17 protein-coding genes and 1 tRNA gene are annotated in these 18,559 nt (G+C 37.7%); 13 read left to right on the top strand and 5 right to left on the bottom strand.

What is annotated here, in order from left to right:
• The first annotated feature begins 54 nt into the window (after nucleotides 1–54).
• The gene (gene ileS, locus AC4BC3_RS08555) at nucleotides 55–2,847 is read left to right on the top strand and encodes an isoleucine--tRNA ligase (RefSeq protein ID WP_490466279.1); all 2,793 of its coding nucleotides are present in this window, start codon (nucleotides 55–57) and stop codon (nucleotides 2,845–2,847) included.
• A 110-nt stretch (nucleotides 2,848–2,957) separates the two neighbouring features.
• Here ileS and zwf read toward each other — a convergent pair whose 3' ends face one another.
• The 3 genes from zwf to AC4BC3_RS08540 all read right to left on the bottom strand — a co-directional run bounded on the left by zwf (nucleotide 2,958) and on the right by AC4BC3_RS08540 (nucleotide 5,719).
• Nucleotides 2,958–4,481, bottom strand: a complete 1,524-nt coding sequence (gene zwf / locus AC4BC3_RS08550) for a glucose-6-phosphate dehydrogenase (protein ID WP_490466278.1) — start codon at nucleotides 4,479–4,481, stop codon at nucleotides 2,958–2,960.
• A 14-nt stretch (nucleotides 4,482–4,495) separates the two neighbouring features.
• Nucleotides 4,496–5,143 carry a transcriptional regulator EfaR gene (efaR, locus tag AC4BC3_RS08545; protein WP_206910406.1) on the bottom strand — a complete coding sequence of 216 codons (648 nt, stop codon included), beginning with the start codon at nucleotides 5,141–5,143 and terminating at the stop codon, nucleotides 4,496–4,498.
• A 219-nt stretch (nucleotides 5,144–5,362) separates the two neighbouring features.
• Entirely contained in the window at nucleotides 5,363–5,719 is a 357-nt protein-coding gene (locus AC4BC3_RS08540) for a DUF4828 domain-containing protein (protein WP_490466277.1), read from the bottom strand.
• A gap of 170 nt (nucleotides 5,720–5,889) precedes the next feature.
• On the opposite strand from AC4BC3_RS08540, the gene sfsA reads away from it, so the two are divergent.
• The 11 genes from sfsA (at nucleotide 5,890) to AC4BC3_RS08485 (ending at nucleotide 16,365) form a co-directional block, all read left to right on the top strand.
• Entirely contained in the window at nucleotides 5,890–6,627 is a 738-nt protein-coding gene (gene sfsA, locus AC4BC3_RS08535; RefSeq protein ID WP_490466276.1) for a DNA/RNA nuclease SfsA, read from the top strand.
• An 18-nt stretch (nucleotides 6,628–6,645) separates the two neighbouring features.
• Nucleotides 6,646–7,659: a Gfo/Idh/MocA family protein gene (locus AC4BC3_RS08530; protein ID WP_206910400.1), complete on the top strand. Its 1,014-nt coding sequence runs from the start codon at nucleotides 6,646–6,648 to the stop codon at nucleotides 7,657–7,659.
• A complete protein-coding gene (locus AC4BC3_RS08525) occupies nucleotides 7,659–8,939 on the top strand; it encodes a DEAD/DEAH box helicase (protein ID WP_490466275.1) in 1,281 nt (426 codons plus the stop codon). Before AC4BC3_RS08530 ends, AC4BC3_RS08525 begins: the two co-directional genes overlap by 1 nt.
• A gap of 63 nt (nucleotides 8,940–9,002) precedes the next feature.
• Nucleotides 9,003–11,702 (top strand): sigma-54-dependent transcriptional regulator, encoded by a 2,700-nt coding sequence (locus AC4BC3_RS08520; RefSeq protein WP_206910398.1) that lies wholly within the window; start codon nucleotides 9,003–9,005, stop codon nucleotides 11,700–11,702.
• Nucleotides 11,703–11,867: 165 nt separating this feature from the next.
• Nucleotides 11,868–12,185 (top strand): PTS sugar transporter subunit IIB, encoded by a 318-nt coding sequence (locus AC4BC3_RS08515; protein WP_067480601.1) that lies wholly within the window; start codon nucleotides 11,868–11,870, stop codon nucleotides 12,183–12,185.
• 29 nt (nucleotides 12,186–12,214) lie between these two features.
• Entirely contained in the window at nucleotides 12,215–12,535 is a 321-nt protein-coding gene (locus AC4BC3_RS08510) for a PTS lactose/cellobiose transporter subunit IIA (protein WP_206899996.1), read from the top strand.
• Nucleotides 12,536–12,676: 141 nt separating this feature from the next.
• The gene (locus tag AC4BC3_RS08505) at nucleotides 12,677–14,137 is read left to right on the top strand and encodes a PTS sugar transporter subunit IIC (RefSeq protein WP_206910396.1); all 1,461 of its coding nucleotides are present in this window, start codon (nucleotides 12,677–12,679) and stop codon (nucleotides 14,135–14,137) included.
• Between the two features lie 76 nt (nucleotides 14,138–14,213).
• Nucleotides 14,214–14,435, top strand: a complete 222-nt coding sequence (locus tag AC4BC3_RS08500) for a hypothetical protein (protein ID WP_206910395.1) — start codon at nucleotides 14,214–14,216, stop codon at nucleotides 14,433–14,435.
• Between the two features lie 30 nt (nucleotides 14,436–14,465).
• Nucleotides 14,466–14,645, top strand: a complete 180-nt coding sequence (locus tag AC4BC3_RS08495) for a DUF3188 domain-containing protein (RefSeq protein ID WP_067480612.1) — start codon at nucleotides 14,466–14,468, stop codon at nucleotides 14,643–14,645.
• Nucleotides 14,645–15,058, top strand: a complete 414-nt coding sequence (locus AC4BC3_RS08490) for a DUF3284 domain-containing protein (protein WP_206910393.1) — start codon at nucleotides 14,645–14,647, stop codon at nucleotides 15,056–15,058. Before AC4BC3_RS08495 ends, AC4BC3_RS08490 begins: the two co-directional genes overlap by 1 nt.
• A 125-nt stretch (nucleotides 15,059–15,183) precedes the next feature.
• Nucleotides 15,184–16,365, top strand: a complete 1,182-nt coding sequence (locus AC4BC3_RS08485; RefSeq protein ID WP_490466274.1) for a GNAT family N-acetyltransferase — start codon at nucleotides 15,184–15,186, stop codon at nucleotides 16,363–16,365.
• A 108-nt stretch (nucleotides 16,366–16,473) separates the two neighbouring features.
• On the opposite strand, the gene AC4BC3_RS08480 is transcribed toward AC4BC3_RS08485, so the two are convergent.
• Nucleotides 16,474–16,632, bottom strand: coding sequence for a hypothetical protein (locus AC4BC3_RS08480; protein WP_490466273.1), 159 nt, complete (start codon nucleotides 16,630–16,632; stop codon nucleotides 16,474–16,476).
• Between the two features lie 213 nt (nucleotides 16,633–16,845).
• Here AC4BC3_RS08480 and AC4BC3_RS08475 point away from each other — a divergent pair.
• Nucleotides 16,846–16,917: transfer RNA gene (locus tag AC4BC3_RS08475), tRNA-Arg, on the top strand.
• A 210-nt stretch (nucleotides 16,918–17,127) separates the two neighbouring features.
• Here AC4BC3_RS08475 and AC4BC3_RS08470 read toward each other — a convergent pair.
• Complete coding sequence (locus AC4BC3_RS08470; RefSeq protein WP_490466272.1) at nucleotides 17,128–18,360, bottom strand: aminopeptidase; 1,233 nt, start codon at nucleotides 18,358–18,360, stop codon at nucleotides 17,128–17,130.
• Nucleotides 18,361–18,559 lie beyond the last annotated feature (199 nt).

The raw sequence follows: 18,559 nt of genomic DNA, 5'->3' as shown, positions 1-18,559 counted from the left end.
GGATGCACATGCTTTTTTGCGTTTAGAAAAAAATCAAAGGAGTGAGGTTCTCTTATGAAAATGAAAGAGACACTACAATTAGGAAAAACAAAATTTCCTATGCGTGGGAACTTGCCTAACCGTGAAGGTGAATGGCAAAAAGAGTGGGAAGAAGTAGGCATCTACCAGAAAAGACAAGAATTAAATGAAGGCAAACCAAGTTTTATCCTACATGATGGGCCTCCCTATGCGAACGGTAATATCCATCTAGGTCACTCTTTGAATAAAATTAGTAAAGACATTATCATTCGCTCAAAATCAATGTCTGGGTTCCATGCGCCGTACGTTCCAGGTTGGGACACACACGGATTGCCAATTGAACAAGTCTTAGCAAATAAAGGTATCAAACGTAAAGAAATGCCAATCACTGAGTATTTAGAAAAATGTCGTGAGTACGCACTTTCTCAAGTCGACAAACAACGTGAGGATTTTAAACGTCTAGGTGTTGCTGGGGACTGGGAACATCCATATGTAACATTGGATCCATCATACGAAGCAGCACAAATCCGTGTGTTTGGAAAAATGGCAGAAAAAGGGTATATCTATAAAGGATTAAAACCAATTTATTGGTCTCCTTCAAGTGAATCTTCTCTTGCTGAAGCTGAAATCGAATATAAAGATGTAAAATCACCATCAATCTTTGTTGCTTTTAAAGTGAAAGATGGCAAAGGAATCTTAGACGATGATACTTCATTTGTTATTTGGACAACAACTCCATGGACTTTACCAGCAAACCAAGGAATCGCTGTAAATGAAAACTTTGTTTATGTTTTGGTTGAAGCTGATGGACGCAAATTTGTTGTAGCAAAAGATCTATTAGAAAAAGTTCAAGCTGAAATTGGCTGGGAAAACGTTACTGTACTGAAGGAAATTTCTGGTAAAGACATGGAATTTATGACAGCACAGCATCCTTTTTATGATCGTGACTCTGTAGTTATCTTAGGTGACCATGTAACATTAGAAGCAGGGACTGGTTTAGTTCATACGGCTCCTGGACACGGGGAAGATGACTACATTGCGGGGAATAAATATAAATTACCAGTTGTTTCACCGGTGGATTCTAAAGGTGTGTTTACTGATGAAGCACCAGGTTTTGAAGGTATTTTTTATGACAAAGCAAATCCAATGATTACAGAATTACTTGAAGAAAAAGGTGCGCTCTTAAAATTAGAATTCTTTACACATAGCTATCCACATGACTGGCGTACAAAAAAACCAGTTATCTATCGTGCAACACCACAATGGTTTGCATCGATTGATGACTTCCGTCAAAATATTTTGGATGAAGTTGAAAATGTGAATTGGATTATTCCATGGGGTAAGACTCGTTTGTACAATATGATTCGTGATCGTGGTGACTGGGTTATTTCTCGTCAACGTGCTTGGGGTGTACCATTACCAATTTTTTATGCGGAAAATGGTGAAGCAATCATTACACCAGAAACAATTGAGCATGTGGCAAAATTATTTGCAGAGCATGGCTCAATCATTTGGTTTGAAAAAGAGGCAAAAGATCTTTTACCAGCAGGCTTTACACATCCTGGCTCACCAAATGGCGAATTCACCAAAGAAACAGATATCATGGATGTTTGGTTCGACTCTGGATCTTCGCACGAAGCAGTTTTACGTCAACGTCCAGAATTGTCATTTCCAGCGGATATGTATTTGGAAGGTTCTGACCAATATCGCGGTTGGTTCAATTCAAGTATTACAACAAGTGTAGCAATCAATGGTGTAGCACCATATCGCTCCGTTCTTTCTCAAGGTTTCACACTTGATGGTGAAGGACGCAAGATGAGTAAATCTTTAGGAAATACGATTGTTCCTGATAAAGTTATCAAACAATTTGGTGCAGATATTCTGCGTTTATGGGTTTCAAGTGTTGATTATGAAGCTGATGTTCGCGTTTCAATGGATATCTTGGGTCAAGTAGCTGAAGTATACCGCAAAATCAGAAATACGATGCGTTTCTTGATTGCTAATACAGAAGATTTTGATCCAAAACAAGATGCAGTTTCTTACGATGAATTACGTTCAGTTGATAAATATATGACTGTTCGCTTGAATCAAGTGATTAAAGAAATTCGTGATGAAGGTTATGAAAAATATAACTTCATGCATATTTATCGTACAGTAATGAATTTCTTAACTGTTGATCTATCTGCTTTCTATTTAGATTTTGCCAAAGATGTTGTTTATATTGAGTCAGAAAATGACTATCAACGTCGTTGTATGCAAACTGTTTTCTATCAAACTGCTGTAGCATTGACAAAATTATTAACACCAATTATTCCTCATACAACAGAAGAAATCTGGTCATTCTTAAAAGAAGAAGAAGACTATGTACAATTGAGTGAATTGCCTGGCTATGAAGAATTTTCAAATCAAGAGGAATTAATGGATACTTGGGAAGCATTTATGGATTTCCGTGATAAAGTGTTGAAAGCTTTGGAAGAAGCGCGAAATGCGAAGTTGATCGGTAAATCTTTAGAAGCAAAAGTAACTGTTTATCCAAATGAACAAGTTCGTGAATTATTGATAGCAGTAGATGCCGATATTCCACAATTATTGATTATTTCTCCGGACTATTTTGAAGTTGCCTCTGCAAAAGATGCTGTTCCAGTTGAAGCAGTTGATTTTGAAGATGTCGCGATTTTAGTCGAAAAAGCAGATGGTGAAGTTTGTGATCGTTGTCGTCAAATTCGTAAAGATGTTGGTGTAGATGAAAAATTACCACATTTATGCGGACGTTGTGCTAAAATCGTTGAAGAAAATTATCCAGAAGCTGTTGCAGAAGGATTCGAATAAAAAAAGAGCTACCCATTTGGTTGGGTAGTTCTTTTTTATGTAAACTAACTAATCAAAAAAACACATTTCTTATCCTCAACAGTTGATAAGAAATGTGTTTTTTTGATTAGTTAATTCAATTTTCCACGCTCACGGTACCAGTGGTCTGGTTGCCAGATCCATTCAAATCCATCTTTTTCTAGAAGTTCAAATGCTTCATCAGGTCCCATTGAACCAGCTTTATAATTAGGGAAATCTGGTTGGATCTGATCCCACGTTTTGCGAATCACATCAACGATATGCCAAGATTGAGCAACTTCTTCCCAGTGTGAAAAGTTTGTTCCATCACCATTTAATGAATCTAAAAGTAATTTTTCGTAAGCTTCAGGACTGTTCTCAACCATTTCCGCGCTATTTCGAAAGGCAAGTTTGATTGGTTCAGTATCAAAACCTTGGCCAACTTCTTTCCCATTAAGTGAAAGAGAAAACCCCTCAGTTGGTTGAATGTAGATGGTCAAAACATTTGGTGGAAGGTTTGTTTCTTCACAAGCCTCATCGACAGAAGTTTTAAAAACATTGACGGGGACTTGTTTGAAGACCACGTTGATCCGGGTTCCTTTTTCCGTCAGACGTTTACCAGTTCGGACATAAAAAGGAACACCCGACCATCGGAAATTATCAATAGTGAATTTACCAGCAACAAATGTTTCTGTTTCAGAATGTTCATCCACCTTATCTTCATCACGATATGCCTTGAAAGTTTGTCCATCTAATTCTCCTGCTGCATATTGTCCACGAACAAAATTTTCTTTGACTTCGTCTTCGTTATAGATCCGAACAGCTTTTAAAGCTTTGATTTTTTCTGTCCGAATTTCTTTTTCAGAAAAGGCAACAGGTGGTTCCATGGCTAACAAAGCGACAACTTGTAAAATGTGGTTTTGCACCATGTCTTTTAATGCACCGCTGTGATCGTAATACCCACCACGATCTTCGACACCGAGGCTTTCACCGAACGTGATTTGAATATTATCAATGTAGCGGTTGTTCCATTGTGATTCAAAAATATTATTTGCAAAGCGAATGGCTGAAATATTTTGAATCATTTCTTTTCCGAGATAGTGATCGATCCGGAAAATGTCTTGTTCTGGGAAAACCTGACGAATTTGTTGATTCAAGTCAAAAGCAGATTGATAATCTGCACCAAATGGTTTTTCAATAATCAAACGATTGAAGCCAGTTTCAGTAACAATTTTTTCTGATTTCAAATGTGTAACGATCGTTCCAAAAAATTGTGGCGCCATTGCTAGGTAGTACACACGATTCCCATTGATTTGATATTTCTCATCTAATTTGTCTGCCAATTCTTTCAGTGTTTGGTAATGCGTAGAATCATTGACGTCATGTGATTGATAGTAGAAATGGTCAGCAAAGTCTTCTGCCTCTTCAGCCGTTGGATTCAATGATTGGATGGTTTCTTTGACTACTTCACGGTAGTGTTCATCTGACCAAGGACGACGCGCGGTACCAATCACTGCAAAGTGTTCATTCAAATTCCCCTTTTTATAGAGACGGAATAATGAAGGGTACAGCTTACGTTGTGCTAAATCGCCTGTACCGCCAAAAATCGTAAATAAAACATTTTTTTCATTTGACATGCAGATGTCCTCCTTTATAGTTTATCAACAAAAATGGTACTAGCCGCCTTGAAACTGACGGAAATTTGTTTGGTTTCGTTCTTTATCGTAATCGGCCCCTCATAAGCTGCGATATCAATGATTTCATATTCTTCATCAATATTTAAATCAATGGTTACAAGGTAGTCAAGTAGTTCCTTTTCATCTAATACACGCGCAATGCGAATATATGTGCCAAGTGGGTAAGACTCTAATGTTTGGCGTCGTTCTTCATGAACGACTTGTTCTTTTTGTGGAATAATGCCGCCGTGAGGGCAATGCTTAGGATGATTCAAATAGTTTTCTAAACGATCTGCAAGTTGTTCTGAGGTAACATGTTCTAAGACTTCAGCGTCATCATGTACTTCATTCCAACGATAATCTAAATGTTCAACTAAAAAAACTTCCCATAAACGATGTTTACGAATCAAGCTACTAGCTTTATAAAGTCCCGCAGTGGTTAATTGTACGCCTTGGTAAGGTGAATGTTCAACTAATTGCTCTTTCACAAGTTTTGAAATCATTTCACTAACAGACGCCGGCGAGACATCCAGGCTGGATACGATTTGTTTGTTATTAACTTTTGTTGTATCGCCACCCAATTCTAAAATGATTTTTAAGTAATCCTCTCGATTTGGTGTCATGTTCGATCATCCTTTCATGGTAAAAACCATCAATAGTAAGTGTAACAAAAAAAAATGAAAATGACTATTTTTCTAAATGAAAAAATGAGGAATTTTTGTGCTTTCTACCCAAACAAAAACAGCTGACACAAATTGGTCAGCTGGATTATTTATTGAAATCATTTTAATTGTTTGAACTGGTTTCCTAAGTGATTTTTGTGATAAGAAAATTGAAATAAATTATTGCTCTTTTTTACTCAAAATATATGAAACATCTTCAGCCTCATCGTAAAATGTCATTGGTGATTGGTTTGTCAATATGAGGTGGTAACCATATTGATCGCGAACAACAAATTTTTGGGTATTTAATTCGATGATCGTCGCTTGGATTGGTTGCTGATCCAAAACTAATGTATATTCAGGAAGGACAGTGAGTTGATGGGGTTGCTGATGATGATCTTGAAAATACCACGTGCGAACGTAGGTCGTAGCATCGATTGTTTTTTCTTGTTTTTTTTGTTGTCTTTTTTGCACAGCGACTCCGCCGAGTAAAGTTAACAACGACATGCCAATCAGATACGAAATTCTTTTTTTCATTGAATCGCTCCTTCTTAACTAAAGTGAATGGGAAAGTTTATCGTCAATTTTATGCTTACCTTCATTCTACCGAAAAAAGGATAAAAATTCTCTAAGACTTTCGACTGGTTTTTCAAGTGTTTTTAGTGAAATTATGATAGGATACTAGATAGAAAGACAGGTGACAACAAGTGGAGTATCAACAAGTCGAGGTCGTTTCTTTTCTTGAACGACCCAATCGTTTTATTGCCTATTGTCAAAAAGCAGATGGTGAGATCATCACTGCTCATGTCAAGAATACAGGACGCGGAAGAGAAGTGTTTCTTCCAGGTGCGCAAGTTGCAGTGACTTACACGCCAAGTCCTAAAAGAAAAACCGATTATGATTTGATTGCGGTGAAGAAAAAAGATGTTTGGTTCAATATTGATAGTCAATTACCCAATCAATTAGCAGCTGAAGGCATTTTAAATGGGCTTATCCAGTTGCCTGAGTTGGCAGGAGAAATCACTTTTTTGAAACGGGAAGTTGTGTATCATCATTCAAAATTTGATATCTATTTGGAAACTTCGACGAATCAAAAAATTTTTGTGGAAGTTAAAGGGATGACGTTGGAAAACTTAGCTGTCGGAGCATTCCCAGATGCGCCAACGACGCGAGGACTGAAACATATCTTGGAATTGATCGATGCACGCAAAGAAGGGTACTTGACGTATGTTTTGTTTATTGCTCAATTTGAACAAGTAACAGTCTCAACGATTCATCAAGAAATGCAACCAGAATTTGCATTGGCTATTCAATCGGCTCAAGCAGCAGGGGTTCAAGTTCTTACGTATAATTGTGTGGTGAACGCGAATAGTGTGCGATTAAAGCAAAGAATTCCTTTTGATTTGGAGGCACCATTTGAAAACCCAGTGATTGAAAATCAGTAAAGAAAAGGGGACGAGAAAATGATTCATTTAGGTATTATTGGGACGAATTGGATCACACATCAATTTGTTGAAGCAGCTTTAAGTACGAAAAAATATGAGTTAACAGCAGTTTATTCAAGAAAATTGGAAAAAGCCCAAACATTTGGCGAAAAGTATTCGGGGGATATCGAGTTTGCGACAGACTTAACAACATTCTTTGGAATTGCCCATATGGATACTGTTTATATTGCTTCACCAAACAGTCTTCATTTTGAACAAGCTAAACAAGCAATCTTAGCTGGTAAAAATGTAATCGTTGAAAAACCTGCATTTTCAACGCCAGAAGAAATGGATGAGATCATTCATCTAGCGAATGAACAAAAAGTGTATTTCTTTGAAGCTGCTCGCAATATTCATGAAAAAGGCTTTAAAAAAGTTACAGATCACTTACCTTCAAAAGACGAAATCATTGGTGCGAACTTTAGCTACATGAAGTATTCTTCTCGTTATGATCAAGTTCTAGATGGTGGAGAACCAAACATATTCTCTCCTCATTTTTCTGGTGGGGCAATGATGGATTTAGGCGTTTATTTAGTTTATGCGGCAGTTGCTTGGTTCGGTATGCCAAAAGAAGTCCACTATTTTTCAAGAAAAATTTCAACTGGGGTCGATGGTCTTGGCTGGGGAATTTTACGCTATGATTCTTTTGATGTTGCAATCCAACCTGGAAAAATTGGCGATTCATTTATGCCGTCTGAAATTTATTTTGATTCAGGAACTTTAGTTTTAAATGGTGTAAATGCGATTGAGAAAGCAGAATTTCACGATCGAAATCACCAAGAAATCGTGGATCTAGCAATTCAAGTTGCTGAAAATCCAATGGTAGAAGAAGCGAAAGACTTTGCGAACGTATTGAACCATCGTGAAGATCGTGCATGGGGCTTATTGTATGAAGAATGGGTCGAATTAGCACGAAATGTGAATCAAGTCGTTTATGACTTAAGAAAAAATGGAGGCATCACTTTTGATGCAGATAATGAGGAAGAAATTTAATGAATGAATTTATACAAGCATTTCCCGAAAAATGGCAAGAAAAATGGACGAGTCAAGGATTTGAAGAACCTTCTTTGATTCAACAAGCTGTTTTTCAAAAATTACGTGAAAAAGAAAGCTTGGTAGCCATTTCCCCAACTGGTTCTGGCAAAACATTAGCTTATCTCTGGCCATTACTGCTGAATGTCCAACCACAAGCTGGTAGCAGTCTACTTATTTTGACTTCATCACAAGAGCTGGCAATCCAAGTAACGGAAGTGGCTCGCGCATGGGCAGCCTTAGTTGATCTAAAAGTTCAATCATTACTTGGTGGTGCGAATGTGAAACGACAAGTCGAAGGGCTGAAGAAAAAACCGGAAATCTTAATAGGAACACCCGGGCGCGTGTTAGAATTGATGAAGGCTAAAAAATTGAAAGCACATCAAATCCAAACAATGGTATTTGATGAAGCTGATCAGTTATTTGATGAAAGTAGTGTTCAATTAGTGAAACAAATCTTGCATCAAGCACCAGTGGATTATCAATTCGCTTTCTTTTCTGCTACGGCTGATCGCTCGCTGGAAATGTTTGAAAAAATTAGTGGAAAACAACTTCAAGTAATAGATGTTTCTAACAAAGACGAGTCAAGAAAGGGTCTGCAACATTACTTTTTACGTGTTCCTGCACGTAAAAAGGATGACTACTTGCGCCGTTTGATGCATGTGGATGGCTTTCAAGGATTAGTTTTTTTTAACCAATTAAGTGAATTAGGTCTGATGGAAGAAAAACTAACGTTTCGTGGTGTAACGGTGGGAAGTTTAGCTTCAGACCAAAACAAATTGCTTCGAAAAGCAGCACTAGACTATTTCAAGGCAGGTAAAACAACAGCTTTGTTGACGACAGATGTGGCTGCTCGTGGCTTAGATATTATTAAATTACCTTATGTTATCAACGCGGAAGTGCCGTTCAATGTCGAAACATATCTTCACCGTTCAGGTCGTACAGGACGAATGGGTAATGCTGGTACAGTCATTACTTTGGTTCAAGACAATCAGTTAAGAGATATGAAGAAAATTGCGCGTGAGGCGGACATCACAATAACTGAAATCTATTTGTACGGTGGGATGTTGCATCATGAGCCCGCTGAAAAAGAAGAAAAAACAGAACGTCCACTAAAAAAAGCGGATCGAACAGTCTCGAAACACACAAAAATGCTTCCTGAAACAGAAAAATTAAACAAAAAAAGCAAGAACAAGAAGAAAACAAAAAAGCAAAAAAATAAAGGAGCAAGGCGCAAATAAGCGCCTTTTTGTGTTATTATGTTGAAAACGGCATCAATGAAAACTCACTAAAGGAGGGTTTGTATGAATGCTCGCAAGAAAGAAATCATCCATTTATTAACAATCAATCAACACGGCTTAACAGCAAGTGACGTAGCTAAACATCTTCACATTGATCGAAGTAATGCAAGCCGTTATTTAAGTGATCTATATAAAGAGCGACAAATTATGAAAACCGCTGGTCGCCCGGTGGTTTATTCTATGTCTAAAGAAGCAAAAGAAGAAGTCCATGTCGACTCATCAACACAAGTGACATTTGAAACATTAGTAGGAGAAAATGAGTCGCTAAAAGTGAGTATCCAACAAGCAAAAGCAGCGATTCTCTATCCACCAAGAGGCTTACATACGATTATTTTTGGGGAAACAGGTACAGGAAAATCGATGTTTGCAGAATGTATGTATCATTTTGCAATGGACTCTGAAACTTTGGCACCCGATGCACCGTTTGTTTCATTTAATTGTGCAGATTACGCGCAGAATCCTCAGTTATTGTTTGGACACATTTTTGGGATCAAAAAAGGCGCCTATACAGGAGCGGCAGAAGATAGTCCCGGTTTGATTGCAAAAGCAGATGGCGGGATTTTATTCCTTGATGAAATTCATCGCCTTCCACCAGAAGGACAAGAAATGTTGTTCACTTTTATTGATAAAGGAATCTATCGACCATTAGGGGAAAGTGCACAAGTTCATGAAGCAGCCGTGCAAATCATAGGAGCTACGACAGAGTCTTCTGAAAGTTTCTTGACGACGTTTAATCGTCGGATTCCGATGGCAATTACCTTGCCAAACTTAGCTTCCCGTTCATTGGATGAACGGTATGAAATCATTTCGCTTTTCATTAAACAAGAGGCGAATCGTTTGAATCAACGAATCGACATTGAGCGAGAAGCAATTTTAGCGTTTATGCTCTATGATGCAGAAGGAAATATCGGCCAAGTGAAACGTGATTTAAAACTGGTCTGTGCAAAATCATTTCTGCATTACCGCACGCATAACGAGCAAAAATTGATTATTCGTAAAGAAGAACTTTCGTTGCAAGTTCAAAAGGGCTTGTTAAAAATCAAGGAACTTCCAGAACGCTTAGATCATTTTATCGAAAGCAAAAGCCAGTACCTAACCTTTGAGCCGGGATTGGCAGATGTTGTTTGGTCACAAGATCCTGAACGTAATATGCAAGTTTATAATGATATTGAAGAAAAAGTAGCTAGTTTGTCTGAAACTGGTGTGGAAAGTATTGATTTAGAAGCACTGATTTCAAAAGATGTCGACGAGTACTTTGAAACCTATGTCGAAGAATTGACGCAAAGCAATATTCCTAAAGATTTGTTGCCAGATGATATTTGGCAGTTGACGAATCAACTATATGACGTGGCAGAAGAACGATTGGATCGGATCTATAATGAAAAAGCGCGATTTGCTTTTGCTTTACATTTACAAAGTACCTTAGATCGGGTACGTGATGGTCACATGATCGTTCATCCAGATTTGAATAATATCCGCAAACACTTTAAGAAAGAGTTCCAAGTCGCCATTGATTTGTCTACTATTATTGAAGATGAATGCGAAGTGGAGATTCCGTTTGATGAAATAGGCTTCATCAGCATGTTTTTGTCAATTAATTTAGGGGAGAGTGAGCGAGTCAAAGAAAATAATGTGGATGTTCTTGTATTGATGCACGGGCGCCAAACAGCTTCTAGTATGTTGGAGATGGCACAAGAACTGCTTGGAACGAACATAGGGGCAGCATTTAATATGCCACTTGCCATGGAAGTTCAAACGATGTATGAAGAAGTCTTAACTTATGTGAAAGCTCGTCAAGCACAATTAAGCAATGGTTTGCTGTTATTAACTGATATGGGTTCCTTAAACACATTTAGTAATTTGATTTATGAAGAGACCGGTGTTCGGACAAAAGCAATCACGATGACAAGTACGATGATTGTGATTGAAGCAATCCGAATGGCAAATGTTGGAAGAAGTTTAGAAGATATTTATCAAAATATCCAACTATCCTTTGAATCAATTGTTCGTGACCAATTCAAGTTAGGTGATGCGGCGGATACACAACGTAAAAAAGCAGTTATCGTGACTTGCTTTACTGGGGAAGGCGTAGCCGCGAAGCTTTACCAACGAATTGCACCAGTTATCAATCAACAAAAAGTTGAGTTGATCCAAATGCAGTTTTTAGAAAGAGAATCTTTCAAAAAACATATCGATGCTCTTTTAGAAGAATACGAGATCAAAGCAATTGCAGGAACAGTAGATGTGGATTATCAAAATATCCCATTCTTTTCGGCATACGATATTTTCAATGATGAGAAATTAAACACATTGAAACGAATGGCTGACGATGAAATCCCAATTGATAAGATTGTCTATTCGTTAAAAGACTCGTTGTCATCTATTCCAGCAATGGATGAACTGATTTATTCCTTGCAAAAGGTAGTTCAACAAGTTCAAACAGATATTTCAATCATTGTGGAGCCAGGTGTTGATGCAGGCATCTTGATTCATTTAGCATTTATGATTGATGCTCTTATCAAAAACGAAGAAAGTAGGGTCTTTAAGCAGCTTCCTGATTTTGCCAAGAAATATCGACTGGAGATGGATATGGTTCGTACGAATTTAATGCCATTAGAAAGAAAATATCAAATCAAAATCTCGGAAGATGAGATCGCCTATCTTACACAGATGTTTCTGGAAAATAAAATTAAAAATGAATAATATATACAGTACGGCACACTAATTACTTATTTGCACACAAAAACAGTAGTGTGCGCACTGAAACAGAAGGCTAAAAAGCGTGAAAACGCTATTTTAGCCTTTTTTTTATTGGCACACTTCTTGCATTATAATAAAGTGTAAAACAAATTAGAAGGAGTGAAGAAAATGGTGAAAAAAACGATCATGTTAGTTTGTTCCGCTGGAATGAGCACAAGCCTACTTGTAACAAAAATGCAAAAAGCAGCTGAAGAAAAAGGAATCGATGCAGACATCTTTGCAGTTTCAGCTTCAGATGCAGACAACAATTTGGAAGCAAAAAATGTAGACGTACTCTTATTAGGACCTCAAGTCCGCTTCATGAAATCCCAATTTGAACAAAAATTAGCACCAAAAGGCATTCCTTTGGATGTCATCAACATGCAAGATTACGGTATGATGAATGGTGCAAAAGTGCTTGAACAAGCAGAAAGTTTAATGAAATAACTGATTAAGACATTTGGAGGAAAACGCACGTGGAAGATCAACAAAATTTAGAAGCAATCATGGGTTTGATCATGTTTGGTGGGAACGCAAAAAGTGATGCAATGGAAGCAATTGCGGCAGCAAAAAAAGGTGATTTTACCTTAGCAGATCAAAAAATCGCGGATGCTGAAGAATCATTAGTCCAAGCACATCATTCACAAACAGAAATGTTAACTCAAGAAGCGCAAGGGAATCATGTACAAGTGACTTTATTAACGGTTCATAGTCAAGATCATCTGATGACTTCAATTGCGTTTACAGACTTAGCAAAAGAAATTATTGATATTTATCGTCGCTTAGGAAATGAGTAACACTTCTTTTTTGAACGGAAGAAGTTATACGCCAACACCTTCTTTTTTGAACGGAAGAAGAAAAAATTTTGAACGGATTTTTTTAATTTGGTATAGGGAGGCAACTCTTTGTATAAATAAACTTATAGGAGGAACAATAAAATGAACGGATTAACAGCTTGGATGGAGAAACACATCCTACCGGTTGCCGCTAAAATTGGCGCGCAGAAGCACTTAGTTGCTTTACGTGACGCTTTTATCGGCACAATGCCTGCAACGATGGCAGGGTCTGTTGCTGTAATGATCAATGCAATCATTCGTGATTTGCCACAGCAATTTATTAGTACTTATGCAGATAGTTTAGCAGCAGACAAAGGTTTCTATGCAGTATTAAATGTTATTATTGGGATCAACGGTTTTGTTTGGAACGGAACACTAGCTATTGCGGGTCTGATTTTTGCCTTTTCTTGGGGCTATAACTTAGCGCGTGCTTATGGCGTTAATGACCTAGCAGGTGGTATCGTAGGTTTAGCAACGTTGATTCAAGGGATCTCGTTTGGTCCTTCCTTATCAGCAGCACTAAATGTGGATGTTCCAACAAACGTAGCAGAAGCAATCAACAACAGTGGTGTTGGTGCGACTGTAGCAGATGGAACATTGTCTGTTGGTTTATGGGGATGGTTGAATATCAATCACCTAAATGGAAATGCTTACTTCACTGTTATGATCATGGGTGCCATTTCTGTTATTATTTTCTGTAAATTGATGTTAGCTGACATTACGATCAAAATGCCTGATTCAGTACCTCCGGCAGTTTCTAAAGCCTTCGCAGCTATTTTGCCAGCAACAATCGCTTTATATGTAATTGCAATTATTAACTATGTTGTCGGACGTTTTACTGATGGTCAATTGATTATTGACTTGGTTCAAAAATACATTGCTGAACCATTCCTTGGTTTATCACAAGGGATCGGTGCTGTATTGATCGTTACGATCTTTGTGCAAATTTTCTGGTTCTTCGGGATTCATGGTCCAAACGTATTGGCGCCAGTATTAGAAGGTATTTGGGGACAAGCACAATTGATCAATATCGATATTTTCCAAAAAGGATACAACGGAAAAACAGGGACACCAGCAGTTTTAGATGCTATTGAAGACGGCAAAGCTTATATGTGGGTTCGTGGTTCATTTGATGCGTTCGCTTGGTTCGGTGGTTCAGGTGGGACAATCGTTCTCTTGATTGCTATCTTGATTTTCTCAAAACGTGCGGATTATTTAACAGTTGCAAAACTGTCAATTGGACCTGGTCTTTTCAATATCAATGAACCAGTAATGTTTGGTTTGCCAATCGTATTGAACGCAATCATGTTTATTCCTTTCTTGATTGCACCAGTTGTTGCGACAGCAATTGGTTGGGTAGCAACTTACCTAGGTCTGGTCGCACCGGTATCACAACAAGTAACATGGGTTGTACCGCCATTCTTACTATCATTCCTAGCAACGGGAGCTGACTGGCGTGCGCCAATCGTAACCTTGGTATGTATGATCGTAACCTTCTTGATCTGGGCACCATTTGTTATTGCAGCAAACAAAATGGACCCTAATGCAGGGGAACAACTATAATGAAGTAAAGATAGACTGCTGACGCTTCCAGTGAGGTGGAAGCAGTCTTTTTTGTAAATATTAGGAGGATAAATCAATGATTACAATCGCAAGTGCAATGCAACAAGATGCTATCAAAGAACTTTTAGAAGGGTTCAACGAAGATGGAATCAGTTTCCAATTTAAAGAAAAACAAGGAATCAAGCTAATGTTTGAAACAACGGCAAGTGATCCGGAAGCAGCCGCTAAAAAAGCGAAAGAGCTGATCAAAGCACAACCTTGGGGCACAGTTTTATATTTCCAAGCAACTGCAGTATAATAAAAGTGTTTGAAAGATAGGATGGTTTAAATGATAAAAAATGGCTTATTTTTATGTAGTATTGGTTCTTTAGTGTTATTGTATAGTCTAAATCCCAATACCCAAAGTTATGATTTATATAGCATGGTTACAGGCTTGTTTTTGTTAGGCTTAGGTATCTATTTCTTTAAAAAAGGAAAGAAAAAAGAAGTAAAGGAGAAAAATAACTAATGGAACTTACGAAAAAATTGAATATTCCGGCATCGTTCTTTTACGATAAAGTTATGGACTCTGTTCTTTTTGATGTACGTAAAGCAACGGGGAAAAGTATCACACGTAAACAGCTAAATAACTTTGAATATGTAAAAGTATTTTCTAAATCTAGCCGTGCTCGAATCAAAATCGAGGAAGTCATTGAAAACCAGTCTTATAAATTTCGGACATCAACGACTAAAAATGATTTTGTGGTTCACTATCAAATCAAACCAATTGATGATTCCTCGTGTGAAATCCATTACACGGAACAAATGACTTCGCACGGTTTATTACAAAAGTTAAATGATATGGTTTTGGGCACAATCTTGATGTACTTCAAACGTCGCCAATTCAAAAAAATGTTGACGATGATTGAAGAAACCTATTAGGTTATCATTATATGACAAAAAGAAAAAGCAAGTTGTAAATGGACTGATTGAGCGTGGATTGGAGTTTGCAAAGAAAACTTCAAGCAAGTCATCAATCAGTTTTTTGTGTAGGAGGAGTAGCAAGAATGAATAAAAAGGTCAAAGAATTAGGCAGTGCACAAATCGATGAGATGTTTGATTTGGCTGCTTACGCATTTAATTTTGAAGATACATTTGAACGTCGAGAACGGTTTCAAACCATCGCAGAACACTCGTGGAATTATGGTTTTTTTAATGAAGAAGAACAATTGATGAGTCAAGTGATGGCCACACCATTTCCGGTTACTTTTCATGGAAAAGACCTGTTGATGGCTGGAATCGGCTATGTTGCTTCATATCCAGAGGCGAGAGGACAAGGCGGAATCAATCAAATCATGGAGCGAATTCTTACTGATTGTCGAGAAAGAGATGTGACATTGTCTTATTTAGCACCATTTTCTTATCCTTTTTATCGTCGTTATGGCTATGAACTATTGTTTGAAAAGGTTCATTATGAATTAGCTAGCCGTGACTTTCCTGCAGTCAAAAAAGTACCGGGAAAAATGGTTAGGACTTCATTTGACAAAGCCCAAGAAGCAATAGCTGAGATTTATCCCCAAATGGCAGACAATCAACGTGGTGCAGTAGCACGAGAAGCTTGGTGGATTGATTTTAAATTCCGCCAAAAGAAAGGTCACCAGTTTGCGTTATACTATGATGAGTCTGGTGCAGTGGCAGGGTATTTAGTTTATCGCTTGGAAACACCAATTTTTACTATTGTCGAATGGGGTTATTTGACACATACTGCGTTTCAAGCACTTGCTCGCTTTATTGGTTCACATAGTGGGGCGTTTGAAACATTTGCGTTTGCTTGTGGCTATGCTGGGAATAATCTGAATGCACTACTTGCAAATCCTTTTGCAAAAACAACAATCACACCTGATATGATGGGAAGAATTGTTGATATAGCTAAATTTTTAACCGAATATCCGTTCCCGAAAACACAAGGTGCTTTCGCTATTGAAGTAACGGAAGATGCTTATGCACAATGGAATGAAGGTATTTTTGAAGTGGTCCTAGTGGAGGGGGAAGTTCGGGTCAAGCAAGTAACAAACTCCATGTTACCAAGAGTCAGTGGAACGATCCAAAGTGTAACGCAATTATTCATGGGATATAAAAAAGTTCAAGAATTGGTTTTCCAAGAAAAATTGACTTGTTCAGAAGCGTTAGTTGAAAAATTGGCGGAACTGATTCCAGATCAAAAACCTGTTTTAAATGATTATTTCTAAAAGAAAAAGAGTCAGGCAAAATGCGTACGCGCTTTGCCTGACTCTTTTTACTTTTTCATTTGTTTATGAAATTTTTTGTTCATGTTTTATCACGGACACAATCAGTTCCTACTGAGTCGGTTTTTTCTTAAATTTGAATTTTTTGCTTGGTGATTGAGGGTGATCTTCTTTATGTTCTTGAATAGCAGCTTTTGAAATTTTTTCTTCATCTTTCTTTGAGGCGTCGAAACGTTCCGCATAAATTTTTTCTTTTGGCTCTTCTGTCATCAAAAATTCCTCCTAAGCATAAGTTTTATTTATATTCTAAGTGTAGCATCAGCGAGTAGTAGATGGCGAATAGTTTGCTTTTGGGAGGGAAAATCAAGAAATATTGTCTTTTATCAGGGGAAGGCTTGCAAGAAAAAATCAAAACAGCTACAATAACTCTGTTGGACTTAAGTTGTTCAAAGTAATTTTTATGTTTTAATCAATCGTTAAAAAGTTCCCTTAGTTAAATGGATATAACAAGTCCCTCCTAAGGATTAGTTGCTGGTTCGATTCCGGCAGGGAACGTAGAAAGAAGCTTCTAAACCAATGTTTAGAAGCTTCTTTGTTGGTGTTTTTGTTCAAAAGGTTCCCCATCTGTTTCAATTAATAGCTTTTAATCAGCAGGCTATTAATTACAACTTACTAAATTGCATCTAAAATTTAGATAAAAGTGTCAAAAGCTCCTCCACATAGTGCTGTAGAGGGGCTTTTTATCAGGTGAATAATCTAGGAAAACTATGCCCAATCACCATTTCTGAAAATTGGAACAGTTGAGCCATCTTCACGAATGCCGTCAATCGCCATTTTATTTGAGCCAACCATGAAGTCTACATGAGTTTGGCTACGGTTCAAACCAGCATCTGCTAGTTCTTCTTCAGTCATTTCTGTTCCACCTTTTAAGTTGAATGCGTAAGCCGATCCAAGTGCCAAGTGATTTGAAGCATTCTCATCAAATAAGGTGTTGAAGAAAATGATTCCAGATTGTGAAATTGGTGAGGGGTCAGGAACAAGAGCAACCTCACCTAAATGACGTGCACCTTCGTCTGTATCCAATAGTTTTGCTAAAACTTCTTCACCTTTTTCAGCAGAAAACTCAACGACTTTTCCGTCTTTGAAGGTAAATTTCATTCCTTCGATAATAGTTCCAGCGTAGCTTAAAGGTTTAGTGCTAGAAATAAATCCATCCACACGACGACTATCAGGAGCTGTAAAGACTTCTTCGGTAGGCATGTTTGCCATGAATTTTTCGTTGCGTGCATTCAAACTACCAGCACCCTCCCATAAATGGTTTTTTGGTAGACCAATAACCAAGTCGGTTCCCGGCGCCGTGTAATGTAGAGCGGTAAATTGTTCTTGATTTAATTCATCGGCTTTTTTCGCTAATTTTTCATCATGATTTTTCCAAGCAAGCACAGGATCATCTTCATAAATGCGAGTCGTTTTGAAAATTTCATCCCAGAGTGCATCCACTTGTTCTGACTCAGGTAAGTCAGGAAAAACTTTAGCTGCCCATTGTTTACCTGCAGCAGCGACAACTGTCCAGCTAACTTTATTTGCTTGAGTTGCTTTACGCAAATTCATCATCGCTTTACCAACAGCAGTTTGGTAGCTTGCTACACGGTCGCCATCGACGCCAGCTAAAGAGTCAGGGGCAGCAGAAACGACACTAATCCGACTCGCGCCTTTTGCTACCCAATCATTTGTTTGATCGATTTTATATTGTGGAACATTTTCGATGCGATCTGTTGCTGCGTGAGTTAGAAATTCTTTTTGAATAGTATCATCTGTCCATTGTACGATGACTTCCGCAGCTCCTAATCGGTATGCTTCTTTCGTGATCAGGCGTGCTAAGGGTGCTTGGTCAACGCTGATTTGTAAAACAACTGTTTGACCTTCTGAAACATTGATTCCGGTTTCAGTGATTAGGCGTGCATATTTCTCCATATATTTATTAAAATTTGATAACATGTATATTACTCCCCCTCATTATTTGATTTAATAACCAGTAATATGATAACATTTATTAATAGTAGAAACAATTGGTAAATAGCGAACGGAAATGTTTAGTTTCATGATTTTTATAAAAATAGAAATTAAGATTATTACCGTAGTAAAAGGGTAGATGTAGAGTAAAAAACAAATTTTGCATATCAAAAAAAACGTGTTA

Source organism: Enterococcus sp. AAFC-DPL-6103 (assembly GCF_058216595.1).
The sequence above is the reverse complement of the archived record's forward strand: the minus strand, read 5'-3'. Positions and strand labels throughout refer to the sequence as shown.

What these genes read in the sequence shown, in the direction of transcription:
- ileS (WP_490466279.1), top strand. Translation starts at nt 55, where the DNA reads ATGAAAATGAAAGAGACACTACAATTAGGAAAAACAAAATTTCCTATG.
- zwf (WP_490466278.1), bottom strand. Translation starts at nt 4,481, where the DNA reads ATGTCAAATGAAAAAAATGTTTTATTTACGATTTTTGGCGGTACAGGC.
- efaR (WP_206910406.1), bottom strand. Translation starts at nt 5,143, where the DNA reads ATGACACCAAATCGAGAGGATTACTTAAAAATCATTTTAGAATTGGGT.
- AC4BC3_RS08540 (WP_490466277.1), bottom strand. Translation starts at nt 5,719, where the DNA reads ATGAAAAAAAGAATTTCGTATCTGATTGGCATGTCGTTGTTAACTTTA.
- AC4BC3_RS08530 (WP_206910400.1), top strand. Translation starts at nt 6,646, where the DNA reads ATGATTCATTTAGGTATTATTGGGACGAATTGGATCACACATCAATTT.
- AC4BC3_RS08525 (WP_490466275.1), top strand. Translation starts at nt 7,659, where the DNA reads ATGAATGAATTTATACAAGCATTTCCCGAAAAATGGCAAGAAAAATGG.
- AC4BC3_RS08520 (WP_206910398.1), top strand. Translation starts at nt 9,003, where the DNA reads ATGAATGCTCGCAAGAAAGAAATCATCCATTTATTAACAATCAATCAA.
- AC4BC3_RS08515 (WP_067480601.1), top strand. Translation starts at nt 11,868, where the DNA reads ATGGTGAAAAAAACGATCATGTTAGTTTGTTCCGCTGGAATGAGCACA.
- AC4BC3_RS08505 (WP_206910396.1), top strand. Translation starts at nt 12,677, where the DNA reads ATGAACGGATTAACAGCTTGGATGGAGAAACACATCCTACCGGTTGCC.
- AC4BC3_RS08500 (WP_206910395.1), top strand. Translation starts at nt 14,214, where the DNA reads ATGATTACAATCGCAAGTGCAATGCAACAAGATGCTATCAAAGAACTT.
- AC4BC3_RS08495 (WP_067480612.1), top strand. Translation starts at nt 14,466, where the DNA reads ATGATAAAAAATGGCTTATTTTTATGTAGTATTGGTTCTTTAGTGTTA.
- AC4BC3_RS08490 (WP_206910393.1), top strand. Translation starts at nt 14,645, where the DNA reads ATGGAACTTACGAAAAAATTGAATATTCCGGCATCGTTCTTTTACGAT.
- AC4BC3_RS08485 (WP_490466274.1), top strand. Translation starts at nt 15,184, where the DNA reads ATGAATAAAAAGGTCAAAGAATTAGGCAGTGCACAAATCGATGAGATG.
- AC4BC3_RS08480 (WP_490466273.1), bottom strand. Translation starts at nt 16,632, where the DNA reads ATGACAGAAGAGCCAAAAGAAAAAATTTATGCGGAACGTTTCGACGCC.
- AC4BC3_RS08470 (WP_490466272.1), bottom strand. Translation starts at nt 18,360, where the DNA reads ATGTTATCAAATTTTAATAAATATATGGAGAAATATGCACGCCTAATC.